This window comes from Pseudarthrobacter sp. NPDC058196 (assembly GCF_042882685.1).
In the GTDB taxonomy this organism is placed as follows: Bacteria; Actinomycetota; Actinomycetes; order Actinomycetales; family Micrococcaceae; genus Arthrobacter.
Genome location: NZ_JBHVVN010000006.1, coordinates 154,042 through 167,911 on the forward strand (window position 1 = coordinate 154,042; position 13,870 = coordinate 167,911).

Annotated in this window: 11 protein-coding genes; 8 read left to right on the plus strand and 3 right to left on the minus strand. The window is 68.2% G+C overall.

The annotated features are described in order from the left end of the window. Positions 1-135: 135 nt before the first annotated feature. From ACFVVC_RS10365 to ACFVVC_RS10390, 6 genes are read left to right on the plus strand one after another with little or no spacing between them, the layout of a single operon-like run. The gene (locus tag ACFVVC_RS10365; protein ID WP_387452287.1) at positions 136-1,569 is read left to right on the plus strand and encodes an FAD-binding oxidoreductase; all 1,434 of its coding nucleotides are present in this window, start codon (positions 136-138) and stop codon (positions 1,567-1,569) included. A 30-nt stretch (positions 1,570-1,599) separates the two neighbouring features. Next, complete coding sequence (locus ACFVVC_RS10370; RefSeq protein WP_387452290.1) at positions 1,600-3,243, plus strand: ABC transporter substrate-binding protein; 1,644 nt, start codon at positions 1,600-1,602, stop codon at positions 3,241-3,243. Then, entirely contained in the window at positions 3,240-4,193 is a 954-nt protein-coding gene (locus ACFVVC_RS10375; RefSeq protein ID WP_387452293.1) for an ABC transporter permease, read from the plus strand. Before ACFVVC_RS10370 ends, ACFVVC_RS10375 begins: the two co-directional genes overlap by 4 nt. Continuing rightward, entirely contained in the window at positions 4,190-5,041 is an 852-nt protein-coding gene (locus ACFVVC_RS10380) for an ABC transporter permease (RefSeq protein WP_387452296.1), read from the plus strand. The genes ACFVVC_RS10375 and ACFVVC_RS10380 overlap by 4 nt, the downstream gene beginning before the upstream one ends. Then, complete coding sequence (locus ACFVVC_RS10385) at positions 5,038-6,756, plus strand: dipeptide ABC transporter ATP-binding protein (RefSeq protein ID WP_387452299.1); 1,719 nt, start codon at positions 5,038-5,040, stop codon at positions 6,754-6,756. Before ACFVVC_RS10380 ends, ACFVVC_RS10385 begins: the two co-directional genes overlap by 4 nt. Next, positions 6,753-7,949, plus strand: a complete 1,197-nt coding sequence (locus ACFVVC_RS10390; RefSeq protein WP_387452302.1) for a PLP-dependent aminotransferase family protein — start codon at positions 6,753-6,755, stop codon at positions 7,947-7,949. The genes ACFVVC_RS10385 and ACFVVC_RS10390 overlap by 4 nt, the downstream gene beginning before the upstream one ends. 67 nt (positions 7,950-8,016) lie before the next feature. Here ACFVVC_RS10390 and ACFVVC_RS10395 read toward each other — a convergent pair whose 3' ends face one another. Together ACFVVC_RS10395 and ribA are read right to left on the minus strand one after the other, a co-directional pair. Next, on the minus strand, positions 8,017-8,955 hold the full coding sequence (locus tag ACFVVC_RS10395) for a 5'-3' exonuclease H3TH domain-containing protein (RefSeq protein WP_387452305.1): 939 nt from the start codon (positions 8,953-8,955) through the stop codon (positions 8,017-8,019). A gap of 60 nt (positions 8,956-9,015) precedes the next feature. Continuing rightward, entirely contained in the window at positions 9,016-10,872 is a 1,857-nt protein-coding gene (gene ribA, locus ACFVVC_RS10400) for a GTP cyclohydrolase II RibA (protein ID WP_387452308.1), read from the minus strand. Positions 10,873-11,137: 265 nt separating this feature from the next. Between ribA and ACFVVC_RS10405 the strand changes: the two genes are divergently transcribed. Then, positions 11,138-12,430, plus strand: a complete 1,293-nt coding sequence (locus ACFVVC_RS10405) for a BNR-4 repeat-containing protein (protein ID WP_387452311.1) — start codon at positions 11,138-11,140, stop codon at positions 12,428-12,430. Positions 12,431-12,557: 127 nt separating this feature from the next. Further along, positions 12,558-13,487 carry a sugar phosphate isomerase/epimerase family protein gene (locus ACFVVC_RS10410; RefSeq protein WP_387452313.1) on the plus strand — a complete coding sequence of 310 codons (930 nt, stop codon included), beginning with the start codon at positions 12,558-12,560 and terminating at the stop codon, positions 13,485-13,487. 56 nt (positions 13,488-13,543) lie between these two features. Here the strand turns inward: ACFVVC_RS10410 and ACFVVC_RS10415 are convergent, their stop codons facing one another. Then, positions 13,544-13,777, minus strand: coding sequence for a hypothetical protein (locus tag ACFVVC_RS10415; protein ID WP_387452315.1), 234 nt, complete (start codon positions 13,775-13,777; stop codon positions 13,544-13,546). Positions 13,778-13,870 lie beyond the last annotated feature (93 nt).

The window sequence follows — 13,870 nt, forward strand, 5'->3', positions numbered from 1 at the left end:
TTGGCATTCGCCGCGACGGGCCGGACCCGGCTAATTTTCCTTGGAACCTCTTCGGAAAAAGGCGGCAACCGGAATTCACATTTCCCTCCACCGCCACAAATTCCGCCCGCAACCGCCCCTGAAAGGGACCCCGGCATGACATCAGTAGAACCCGAAGCGCCAACGCGCACCATTAAGCCGTCGCGGGCAGCGAACCCCTTCGTCCTGGAACTGGCTGCCCGGTTTCCCCACATCGAGGTTCTTGCCCCGTCGCCCGGGACCCGTCCGTACGGCCACGACGCCGCAACGGCGAAGTCCGCAGGCACCGGGCACGGCGATGGGCCCGCCGTCGTCTTTCCCGCCACAGCGGAGCAGGTGCAGCAGGCTGTGCGGCTGGCCGCGGACCTTGGTGTCACGGTGGTTCCGCGGGGAGCCGGGACGGGCCTGTCCGGCGGTGCAGCCGCCGGAGCGGGCCAGGTGGTGGTGTCCACGGAACGGATGAATGCGGTCATCGAAATCTCGCCGGTCGACGAAGTCGCCGTGGTGGAGCCCGGCATCATCAACGCCGCGCTGAACACGCTCCTGGAACCGTACGGGCTGTTCTATGCCCCCGATCCAGCCAGTTTCGACATCTCGACGATCGGCGGCAACGTCGCCACCAACGCCGGCGGGCTGCGCTGCGCCAAGTACGGGGTGACCCGGGAATCGGTCCTGGCCCTCGACGTCGTCCTGGCCGACGGCAGCCTGGTCACCGTGGGGCACCGCTCCATCAAGGGCGTCACCGGGCTCGACCTGACCTCGCTGTTCGTAGGCTCCGAGGGGATCCTGGGTATCGTCGTTCGCGCCACCGTCCGGTTGCGGCCCCTCCCGGTGGCCCGCAGGACCGTCACCGCATTCTTCGACAGCACGGCCGATGGCGCCAACGGCCTCGCCGCCATCACGCTCTCCCCGGTGCGGCCTGCCGCCATCGAATTCTTCGACACCCCGAGCCTCGAAAACATCGATCGGCACTCCGGCACCGCGCTCCGCGAGCGCGGCGCCGCCCTGATCCTGATTGAACTCGACGGCTACGGCATTGCGGAACAAACGGCGGACCTGTCTGCCGCACTGGCCACTGCCGGCGGCCGGGTGACCGTGGAACCGGACAACGACGGCGCACGGCTGTGGGAATTGCGCCGCAACGGCCGCGGCCTTCCGCAGGACCAGTGGTACATCGGCGAGGACATCGCCGTCCCAAAATCCCGGCTGCCCCAGGTCTATGCCGCGTTTCCAGCGCTCGAGGACCGGTACGGGGTCCGGATTTCGGCGGTTTCCCATGCGGGCGACGGCAACCTCCATCCCCTGATCACACTCGACAAGCGTCCCGGCGACCACCCGGAACGGCCTCCACAGGCTTTGCAGGACGCCGCCACCGAACTGGTCAGGGTGGCTCTGTCCCTGGGCGGCACTGTCACCGGGGAACACGGCATCGGCAGCATCAAACAGGACTGGGCCGCCTTGGAACTGTCCGAGCGTATCCGCCAGGCACAGCACGCCATCAAATCAGCCCTCGATCCGCACGCACTGCTTAATCCCGGCAAAGCCATCTAGCCGGCCATCCCTTATCCAGGAGAACTTCCCATGAACCCCACTGAATTCCGCCGCCGCGTCTTCCTCGCCGGCCTCGCCTCCATCACCGGTTCCGCTGTCCTCACCGCATGCGGCGGAGTCGCCGCCAGCAGCACGTCCGACGCCGGCACTCCGGTCGAGGGCGGCAACATCACCTTCCTCATCCAGGGCTACGACACCGGCTGGGTCTCGAGCAAGACGTCCATTTCCAGCTACGAGGGCAACCTGTGGGGCCAGATCACCGACAAGCTGGTCTATGTCGACGAGAAAGGGCAGCTGAGCCCCTGGGTCGCCGAAAGCTGGGAGGAACTCAACGGCGCCAAGGACTTCGTGCTGCACCTCAAGGACGGCGTCACCTTCTCGGACGGCACGCCCCTGGACGCCGCCGCCGTGGTGGCCAACCTCACCGCCTGGGCCAAGGGAGCCCCGGACCGCGGCATCAGCAAGGTGGGACTCTTCCCGTCAGGCAACTTCGTCGCGGCTGCTGCAACCGATGCCAGGACTGTCAAGGTCTCCTTCTCCTCCCCCGCCCTGGGTTTCATTGCCACCCTCGCGTACCACGGCTGCATCCTCCTGTCCCCCAAGACGCTGGCGTTGCCGCTCGACGCCCAGGCGGACCTCGGCCAGGAGATCGGCAGCGGCCCTTTCGTCCTGAAGTCCTGGAAGCAGGGCGACTCCTACGTGCTGGAGAAGCGCAAGGACTACAACTGGGGGCCGGCTGCACTGGGCCACACCGGCCCCGCCCGGCTGGACACCATCACGTACAAGGTCATCAAGGACACCTCCGTCCGCACCTCAACCGTGGCCTCGGGCCAGGCCGAGGTGGCCTTCAATGTGGAACCCCAGGAAATCGAGTCCCTCAAGGCACAGGGCTTCACCGTAGGTACCCCCAAGTACCTGGGCTTCGTGGACGGCTTCCAGGTCAACACCCAGGCCTTCCCCACCAACGACCCCAGCGTCCGCAAAGCCATCCAGCACGGCATCGACCGCGGGGAGATCCGCAAAACCGTGTACACGGAGGACTGGGACGCTGCCACGACCTTCATCCAGGGAAACGTCCCCGAGGCCGGCGACTACAGCAGCTCCTTCGCATTCGATGCGGACAAGGCGAAGAAACTGCTCGACGACGCCGGCTGGAAACCTGGCCCTGACGGCTTCCGGGTGAAGGATGGCAAGGTCCTGGAATTCCCGCTCACCCCCAACCCGTACGTCCCGTCCACCAAGGCCGAGGACGAGCTCATCGCCCAGCAGCTTGGACGGATCGGCATCAAGGTCACCCTGAAGGTGGTGGACGTCGCCGGATACGCCGCAATCCAGGCCGCCCGGCCGCCGCTGTTCCAGACCTCCCGGAGCTTCGTGGACGTCGGCACCGTGGCAGGGGTCCTGACGAGCCAGAACAATGGCGAGAACTGGTTCAACGTTGGCACCGGCGACCAGAAGCTCAACGATCTGTCCACCGCCATCGCCAGCGCCTCGGACCGCGGATCCCGGAAGAAGACCGCCGGCGAGCTTCAGCAATACGTCCTCGAGCAGGGATACTTCATCCCGCTTAACCAGCTGGTCCAGCGCCTCTACCTCATTTCGCCCTCAGTCAAGGGCGTCCAGTACAACGGCCTGGCCTACGCCAATTTCTACACCGCCTGGATCGCCAAATGACCAGCGGATACGGCCGCTTCGCCCTGGCCAGGGCCGGCCAGGCGGCGGTCGTCGTGCTCCTCGCCTACGTCCTGACCTTCCTGGTCACCAGCGTCCTTCCCGGCGACGCCATCAGCAATTCGCTGCGCGACCCGCAGTCAGGACTCAGCGAGGCCGACATCCAACGGATCGTGGCCTACTACGGCCTTGACCAGCCAGTGCCGGTCCAGCTGGCGTTGTCCCTGGGCCGGTTCCTGACCGGGGAACTCGGCCTCTCCCTGCAGTCCAGCCTCCCGGTGGCCCGGATCGTGGGCGACGCCCTGCCGTCCACCCTCGCCCTGGCCGCAAGCGCACTGGCACTGGCCCTGGTGTTCGCCGTCGCCATCGCCTACGGCGCCCATTACGCACCCCGGCGGTGGGCCGGGCTGCTGCGCTCCGTCCCGTCCTTCTTCCTGTCCGTGCCCAACTTTGTGATTGGCCTGGTCCTGATCGAATTCTTCGCGTTCCGGTTGCACTCCTTCACCACCACGGACCCCAACAGCGCCACCGCCACAGTGTTCGCCGCCATAACCCTCGCCATCCCGGTCTCCGCGCCGCTCGCCGAGGTGCTGATCGCCGGCCTGGACCACGAATCCCGGCAGGAGTACGCCCTGGTTGCGCGTTCCCGGGGGCTCGCCGAAGCGCAGTTGTTCGCCCGGCACCTGGTCAAGCCCTCGGCCCTCCCGTCCGTGGCCATGATCGCGCTGCTCGTGGGTGAACTGCTCGGCGGCTCGGTTATCACAGAGACAATCTTCGGCCGCGACGGCATTGGCACGGTGGTCCAGAAGGCCGTGACCGGCGAAGACCAGCCGGTCCTGCAAGCGGTGGTGTCCCTGTCCGCCGTCGTCTTCGTGGCAGTGAACCTCGCCGCAGACCTCCTCACCCCGTTGCTTGACCCGCGGGTCAACGTCACAGAGGCAGCAAACGCATGAGCGCGAACCTGGATTTCGCCCGGCTCCGCAGCGCCACCGCGGCCCCCTTCCGCACCCGTGGAGCGGTACCGCCCACGGTGCTGCTCTCCTTCCTGGTGGTCCTGGTGGTGGTCCTGTGGTCACTGTTCCCCTCTCTGTTCACCGGGTACGGCCCTGCCGCTGGAAATACGGGCAGCAAACTCGCACCGCCCAGCCTGCAGCACTGGTTCGGGACCGACTACCTTGGCCGCGACCAGTTCGCACGGGTGGTGTACGGCACGGCGTCGTCGGTCACCAGCGCCTTGGTGGCTGTGGCCATCGGCCTGCTGGTGGGGAGCGCGATCGGCCTGGCGAGTGGTTTCCGCGGCGGCTGGCTGGATGCGACCCTTGGCCGGTTCGTGGACGTGCTGCTCGCTATCCCCGGCTTCCTGCTGGCAGTGGTGATCGTCAGTTCACTGGGCTTCCAGACCATCAACGCCGCCATCGCCACGGGAGTGTCCGCCGTCGCCGTCTTTGCCCGGCTCATGCGCGCGGAGGTGATCCGGGTCCGCCGCTCGGCGTTTGTCGAGGCCTCCTACCTGGAGGGCGGCAACCGGCTCCAGGCGCTGCTGACGCATGTCCTGCCCAACGCGTACCGTTCAGTGCTGGTCCTGGCGGTCCTGCAATTCGGCACATCGATCCTGGTGATCGCCGCCCTGGCCTTCCTGGGCTACGGTGATCCGCCCCCGGCATCGGATTGGGGCCTGCTGGTCGCCTCGGGCAAGACGTATGTCACGGCCCCCTGGCTGGTGTACGCCCCGGCCTTGGTGATCGTAGCCACTGTCCTGTCCATCAACCGCATCAGCCGCTGGCTGAGGAACACCAAATGAGCCTCCAGGGTCTCCGAGGAAAGGACACACCGGTGCAGGACAATCCGATGCCCCCGCTGCTGGCCGTCGAAGGCCTGCAGGTCGCCTACGGCAACAAGGATGTGGTCCGCGACGTCGGCTTCACCCTCGGCCGCGGCGGAAGCCTGGCCTTGATCGGCGAATCGGGGTCCGGAAAATCCACGATCGCCAAAGCGGTCCTGCGGCTGCTCCATCCGGCCGATGCCACCGTCAGCGGGAGCGTCCGGCTGCGCGGCGAGGAAGTCCTGGCCGTACCGGAGCGTTCATTCCGTCCCCTGCGCGGCCGGAAGCTCGGGTTCATCCCGCAGGATCCGGGCTCGGCGCTGAACCCGGTGCGCACTATCGGCGCCCAGGCGCACGAGGCAGCCGCCCTCACCGGGGAGCGGAACGCCACCGTACGGCGCACGGCCATCCTGGACGTCCTGGGCCAGGTGGGCCTGCAGGACCCGGCCCGCGTCTACGATTCCTACCCCCACCAGCTCTCCGGCGGGATGCTCCAACGGGTCCTCATTGCGTTGACTGTCCTTCCCCGGCCATCGCTCATCGTGGCCGACGAGCCCACGTCCGCCCTCGATGTCACCGTCCAGAAGCTCATCCTTGACCTGCTCGGGGACCTGCGCCGCGAACTGGACATCGGCCTGCTCCTCATCACCCACGACCTCGCCATCGCCGCCGAACGGGCGGACACACTGGTAGTGCTTAAAGACGGCACGGTCCAGGAACAAGGCTCGTCGGCACAGGTGTTCGCGGCGCCACGGACGGACTACGCCCGCCGCCTGCAGGCCGATGTTCCGGCACTTAACCCGGACCGCTACCGCCTCCAGCGAAGGGACAGGCAACGCACGACGCCGGACCGCCCCGTCCAGGTCGCCGTCACCGGCGTCGCCAAGAGCTTCCATGCCCGGGGGAAGGAGGTACGCGCCGTCGATGGCGTGTCCTTCGCCGTCGAACGCGGCCGCACCCACGCGCTGGTGGGCGAATCAGGCTCCGGCAAAACCACCGCGGTGCGGCTGCTGCTTGGCCTGGAAGCACCGGACACGGGAACCATCAGCGTGGGCAGCCAATCAACCGCCGGCCTGTCACGGGAGGGGCTTCGCGAGCTGCGCAGGCATCTCCAGTTGGTGTACCAAAACCCGTTCACCTCGCTCGACCCCACCTGGCGGGTGGGCAGGATCGTCCGGGAACCCCTGGACAGGTTCGGCGAGGGCAGCACGACGGAGCGCGCGGACCGCGTCCGCGACGCCCTGCAGTCCGTTGGACTTCCGGAGGACGTGGCGGACCGCAGGCCGGCCCAGCTGTCCGGCGGCCAGCGGCAGCGTGTGGCCATCGCCCGCGCACTCGTGGTCCGGCCCGACGTCGTGGTCCTGGACGAGCCGACGTCGGCACTGGACGTCAGCGTGCAGGCGGGAATCCTGGAACTCCTGGCCCGGCTCCAGCGCGACCTCGGCCTGACCTATGTCTTCGTTTCCCACGACCTTGCCCTGGTGCGGCAGGTGGCCGACACGGTATCGGTCCTGCGCCGCGGGCAGGTGGTGGAGCAAGGCACCGTGGACCAGGTCTTTGACCACCCCAGGCACCCATACACCCGGGAGCTCCTGGACGCCATCCCCGGTACGTCCGGCCTCACGATTCCTCCTGCCGCCGCGGCACCCGCCGAACGCAGCCAGACCCCGAACCCAGTAAAGGCAGCACTGTGACCGCTACCCCCACCGCCCCCGCCCGCAAACCCGCCCTGATCGCCGGCTTCACGGCGCCCCAGGGATTCGGCGATGCAACCTTGCGCGACAAGCGCCCGGACGCGATCGAGCTGCTCGGCGGGATCCCCGATCCCGGCGTGCTGCCGGCCGCCGAACTGGCCGCCGCCACTGCCCGGGTGCTCGCCAGGCCCGGCCTGCCGGCCCTGCAGTACTCCCGCACCGAAGGCATCTCCCCGCTGCGTGAGTGGGTCGCAGCGCGCGAGGGCGTCCCCGTGGATCGGATCGTCATCACCAACGGCGGCTTCCACGGCCTGTCCCTGGGCATCCAGGCGGTGGTGGAGCGCGGCGACCTCGTGGCGGTTGACAACCCCATCTTCCCGCTGTTCCTGCGCGGGCTGCAGCTCTCCGGTGCGCAGACCCTCCCGGTGACCGTAGGCTCCCACGGCATCGATGTGGACGAACTGGACGCCAGGCTCCGCCAAGGGGCCCGGCCCGCTGCCCTCTATACGGTGCCGGACTTCCACAATCCATCCCAAGGCACCCTTCCCGCAGCCGCAAGGACCAGGCTGGTGGAATTGGCGGAACACTATGGCTTCGTGATCCTTGCCGACAACCCCTACCGGGAGCTCTGGTACGCCGGGGGCCCGGAAAGCGTGGACGCCTTCAATACCTCTGAGCACGTCATCCACATCAATACCTTCACCAAGACCTTGGGCCCGGGCCTGCGGCTGGGCTGGCTGGTGGCGCCGGAGCGGCTCCTGCCGGACCTGGTGGCGCTGCGGAGCCGGCAGGATTCGCACAGTTCCACCTTGGTTCAAGCGGTCGTGGGTGAGGCGTTGACGGCGGACCCGGGGCTCTTCGATGCGACCCTGGGCCGTGCCCGCGAACTGTACCGGACACGGGCGGAGTCGCTGATCGCGGCACTGGAGCGGGAGGCGCCCGGAGCTTTCGACACCGTGCGGCCGGCCGGTGGCCTCTTCCTCTGGCCACGGCTGGCCGATGCCGCGGTGGACCCGGACCGCCTGGCGGCCGCGGCCAGCGCCGAAGGGGTCGAATACCAGCGCGGTTCGTTCTTCGCCTCGGGGCCGGGCACCGATTCCCACCGGCACCTGCGCTTTGCGTACGGCGACGTGCCTGTTCCCCGGCTGGAGGAGGCCGCGGTGCGCCTGGGCAGGGCACTGGAGCGCCTCTAACCGACCATCGTCGCCGGCCCGGACGTCCCAGCCTGTTCCGCCAAGGGTATTGCCCGGCAGGCGGTGGTCAGGCTCGCTGGTCCAGTGCGGCCAGCAGCCGGCGGACCGAGCCGCCGAGGTTCCAGTCGGCGGCCACCTGCTCCAGCTCAGCCCGCCGCCCGCCGGTCACAGGCCGCAGCTCGGCGCCCGCCTCGTCCAGGGTGGGCAACTCCAGGGTGCGGACCAGGCGCACGACAGCGGGGGCGGACTCCAGGTACTCGGCCGCGGCTTCCAGCCTGGCCCGGACCGGTCCGGACACCCCGGCGCCGGGCTCTTCCGCCGCTGCCAGCAATCGTTCCAGGGTCCCGTACTTGAGCAGCAGGGACGAAGCCGTCTTCTCACCGATCCCGGCAACGCCCGGCAGTCCATCGGAGGCGTCCCCGCGCAGGGTGGCGTAATCGGCGTACTGCTGCGGCAGGACCTTGTATTTGGCCACGACGGTTTCCTCCGTAACGACCTCGAGGTTCTTCATCCCCCGCGCTGTGTAGATCACCCGGACGTCGCGTTCGTCGTCGCATACCTGGAACAGGTCCCGATCGCCTGTGACCACGTCCACCGGAAAGGCGGCATGGCTGGCATAGGTGCCCACGACGTCGTCGGCCTCATGGTCTGCGGCACCCACAATGGCAATACCCGCGAGCTCCAGGGTCCGGCGGATCATGGGTAATTGGGCCTCCAGCCCCTCGGGGACCACCTCGATGTCCGTCCCGCCCGGTACCGCCTTCGCAACGCGGTGGGCCTTGTACGTGGGGATCAGGTCCACCCGCCACTGGGGCCGCCAGTCGTTGTCCCAGCACGCCACCAGGTGGGTGGCCTGGTAGTCGGTGGTGAGCCGCGCGATCATGTCCAGCAGGCCACGGACGGCATTTACCGGCGTACCGTCCGGCCGCCGGATGCTGTCCGGAAGGCCGTAGAAGGCACGGAAATACAGGGAGGCGGTGTCGAGCAGCATCAGGCGCTGGGGCATACCTGATCCTGACACGGATTTCCCGTCCGCGGCTGCACCGGGCAACGGACGCCGCGCCGCCTAGAAGGACGGCGTGGTGAATTCCATGCCCAGCAGGCCGCGGCCCGCCTGTTCCATGATGGGGTCGATGCCCAGGGTGGGGTGGCTCAGGAGCACGCCGACGTCGCGCTGGATGCGCTGCAGCGGATGGGACAGCCGGTGGACACTGCCGCCCGAACCGGCGACGGCGAGCCGGACCGCCTCCTGGGCAGCCTCCGCGCTGAGGGCAAGCGACAGCCGGAACGTGGCCCGCTCCCGCACGGCAGGCCCCGTGGCCGCCGGCCCGTCCCCTGGCAGCAAGGACAATGCCGCCTCCCAGTGCAGCTGGGCGGTGGCCACGAGCCCGGATGCCTTGGCGTAGCGGGTTTGCGCCGGGACATAGTCTGCCTGCCGGGTGCGGGTGCCGTTCTTTTCCTTCTGGCGCAGCAGTTGGTCCCGGAACAGCTCCAGGGCATACTCGGCGGAGCCAAGTGCCGCCGCCGGGGCCACCAGGTTCAACAGGGTGGACATCGGTGCGGAGATCAGTGGTTCCGGGTGGAGCCTGGCGCCGGGGTTATCGGGGCCGCTGAGCACCGCCCAGTCCATGACCCGGTCCGCCGGAACGAAGAGCGAGTCCGCGCGGAGGTCGTTGCTGCCGGTTCCCCTCAGCCCGTCCGTATGCCACGCGTCCACCAGTTCCAGGTCGGCGAGCGGAACCAGCGCCTGCAACCGGACACCATCGTGCTGCACCGCCAGCAAGGCCCACTCCGAGTGCATGATGCCCGAGGCGAAGCTCCAGTGCCCCGAAATCGCATATCCGCCCTGCACCTTGCGCGCCGACCCAACGGGGGCGCTGGTTGCGGCGGCGAGCGGCATCAGTCCGCCGGCGAAGACTTCGTCCTGCACCTTCCGGGGCCAGCGCGCCAGCATCCAGGCATGCTCGGCCAGGTGCCCGGCGGTCCAGGCCGTGGAGGCGCAACCCCGCGCGAGGCCCCTGACGGCTTCCCCGTAGGTCTGTGCGCCCAGGCCGTACCCGCCAACGCCTGCGGGAGCCAGGAGATGGAAGATTCCGGCGGCCCGCAGGTCCTGCATCGTCTTGTCCGGGAGGCGGCGCAACCGCTCCGTCTCCTCCGCCCTGGCACGCAGGCCCGGGACCAGGGCTTCCACGCGCCCCAGCATGTCCGCATGGCCTGGAGCATGGCCGGAACCGTCCGGGGCCGTGCGGACGACGGCGGCCTGGCCGAGCTCCAGCGTATGTCCGGTCCGGTCCCGCTTGGCGGCGAGGTAGCGGGAGTTGGCTTCGGTGAGGTGGACGCCGGTGGGGATCTTTTCGGCGGTGGCGATGCCGAATGCGGCCAGCTGCGAAGCTTTGTCGGGATTGTTGCTCAACAGCCTCACCGAGGTGGCGCCCAAAGCGTTGAGCATCTGCGCCGCCGCCGCGTAATCGCGCTCATCCTCGCCGTGCCCGAGGGCAAGGTTGGCGTCATAGGTGTCCAGGCCCTGGTCCTGCAGTGCGTACGCGTCGAGTTTTGGGTAAAGGCCAATGCCGCGGCCTTCCTGGCGGAGATAGAGCAGGAATCCCCCGGTGGCGGCAATGAGTTCAACGGCTTCCCGGAGCTGCGGTCCGCAGTCGCAGCGCTCGCTGCCAAAGACGTCACCTGTCATGCACTCGCTGTGCAGCCGGACCAGGGGCGCAGTTGCGCCGCCCAGCAGCGCCTGTTCCCAGTCGCCCAGGGCCAGCAGCAGGTGTTCCCGGCCGTCCACCAGGCCATGGAAGGTCATGACGTCGGCTGTGGCGGCGTAGCCGTCGGCGAACCGGAGCGGGACGCTGACCTGGCTGCGGACGGTGGCTGCGGGCAGGGCAGGAGAATGCGGTGCGGAATGGGCAATTGCTGTCATTGCGGGCCTCGGCGATCATCATAAAAGGTTGAAGATTAAAGTAAGAGTAGCCCGCATTAGTTAAAGCTTCAAGTGTTATGTCCGGATAAGTCGAGGACTGGCCGGACGTTCGAGTCTGACCGTTCCGGGCCACGCCCTTGACCGCCCGACCCGCGGCCCCGATACTTCCATATGGTCCAACCACACATCCCGTGACGGGTCGGTGGCCGGCGCCGTGCGGCGCGCCCACGGGTGGAACCCACCCCACAACGAGAGCAGGATTCCGATGCCCGGCATGCAAACCACCATCAATGACAACGGAGCGTGGTGCTGGTTCCAGGACGAGCGCGCCCTGGTGGATCCTGCCAGCAACACGCTGCTGGTAGGCTCCGTGGCAGCCCCCGAGGGCGCCGGCGGTGACAGCCGGGGCGGAAACATCGAGGTCGCCGTCCTCGACCTTGCCACCGGGGACAGCCAGGTCCACGTTGTCCACCGGAGGCTGGAGCCGGACGACCACAACGCCCCGGCGCTCCTCATCAGGCCTGACGGCCGTTACCTGGCGATGTACGCCAAACACAAGACGGACAACTATTCCCGCTGGCGGATCTCCACCCGGCCACACGACGCCTCCGAATGGGGCCCGGAAGAACGCTTCGACTGGACGGGGCCGGCGGACGGCCGCGGCGCCACCTACTCGAACCTGCACCGGCTCGCTGCGGAGTCCCGGGTGTACAACTTTGTCCGCGCCATCAACGATGACCCCAGCCTCATGGTGTCCGAGGATGACGGCACCACGTGGCGGTTCGGCGGAAAACTCTTTACGCGACCCAAGATTGGCTACGTCAACGGCTACACCCGCTACTGCGGAAACGGCACGGACCGCATTGACCTCATCACCACCGACCACCACCCGCGGGATTTCAACAACAGCATTTACCATGGCTACATCCGCGGCGACGCCCTGCACGACGCCCAGGGCCGGGTGGTCAGCAAGCCGCTGATCGGCTCGCCGGGGATCAACCAGGCTGCCCTGACCACACTGTTCGCGGCAGGCATGGACGTCGACGGCGACATCCTCACCCACGGCTGGACCGTGGACCTGCGCGGCCAGGGGCAGGACCTGGCCGCCATCATCAGCTGCCGTGCCAACGACGTCAACGGCCCCCTGCAGCGGGAGCAGCTGCTCGACGTCGATGATCACCGGCTGCTGTACGCCCGCTTCGACGGGACGCAGTGGAACCTGCACCCGCTGGCGGCCGCAGGCGCTGCCCTGCTGCCGCATGAACAGGACTACACGGGCCTGGGCGCGGTGGATCCGCATGACCTGAACCAGGTGTACATCTCCACTCCCATCGACCCGCGGACCGGGCAGGCCACCGGCCATTACGAAATCTACCGGGGCAGCACCCGGGACGGCGGTGCCACCTTTGGATGGGACGCGGTAACTGAAGGCTCCGCAGTGGACAATCTCCGGCCCATGGTGCCGCCAGGGGATCCATCCACCCACGCAGTCTGCTGGTTCCGTGGCAGCATGACCTCGTCCCAGGCCTATGCGACAGACGTGGTGGTCCGGTATTGATGCCAGGCGCCCGGCCCACCCAGGCGGTGACCGAGTGTGATCGAATCGCTGCCGGCCGTTGACCCTGCCGCGCCCTGTGCGCCAGGGTTGAAACGTTATGAGCGACTGCGATCAGCCAGGAAGAACGATGCGCCGCCCAGAGGAGATCCAACCAACACTGACGGTGTCTACGCTGGGGGCGCCCGGCGAAAGCCTGGAAACGGTCCTGTCCTGTCTGGCCGGACAGGGTGCACGGGGCGTGGAGCTGCGGCTCGGCCGCGGCGAGATCGCCGCCCAGGCCATGACCCGGCGCGAACGCTCCGAACTCCGGTCCAGGATCGAAGGAGCAGGCCTGGCCGTCACCGGGGTGGCCAGCTACATCAGGGTGGCGGAACCTCTTGCCGATGAGCTGGTGGTGGGAGCACTGGAAGCGGCATTGATCCTGGCCCACGATCTCGGCGCACCGGCCGTCAGGGTGTTTCCCGGTGCCCCCGCACACCCTTGCGGGTACCACCGGGTTCCCGACACCGTCCAGGCCAGGCAGGAAACCAATACCCTGGCAGCCGGTCGGCTCACCGCCGTCGCACGCCTGGCCCGTGACCTGGGAACGTACCCGGCGCTCGAAACGCACGATTCCCACCCCCGGGGCAGTGACATCGCCGCCATCCTCCACATGGTGGATGGGCCAGCAGGCGCCGTCTGGGACCTCATGCATCCGTGGCGGGTGGGCGAGACCCTCGACGAAACATGGCAGGCCCTGCACCCCTGGCTCACCGGCCCTGCGGGCAGCGTCCAGATCAAGGACGCCCGGCTGCCTGCCAGCCGGACCCCGGCCCTCATCGGCACCGGCACCCTCCCAGTCGACGCCTTTGCGGAACTGCTCCGGGACACGGGGTACGCCGGTCCCGTCTGCCTGGAGTGGGAAAAGGCGTGGCATCCCGACGCGCCGCCGCTCGACGAGGCCCTCGGATCCACGGCGCGGTGGTTCCGGCGCCACTGGCCCGCCCGGTCCGGAGCCGGCGACGCCGCCGCCCCGCCGCACCTTCCCGGCGCCAGCCTTCCCGTGGAGACATCATGACCGCCAGCCCTGACCTGAACTTCGACTACCCTCCCTGGACCTTCCGGGCAGCAGCGTCAGCCGGCAGTCGGGTCTTCGCCGTTGGCGACAGCCTCGATCCAATCCACAGCCCAGTCGGTAAGCCGGGGACCCTCGGCTGATTCTTTCTCCCACCATTTTGGATCTGTCGAGCCACCGGTGACGGCCATGATGTCCGTGAGAACAGGAGGCGGCAAGGGTTCACCGTTGGGTTCAATGAGCCAGGCGCGCGTTTCCGTACCGACCAGCGGCCACCAGGTGGTCATCTTCATCACCGCAGTATGGCATCCACCTTGCCGCACGTATACATGGCTCCCGCGGGATGAACGACGCCGGAAAGGGCGCCAGGACTGTTGAAGGACCCC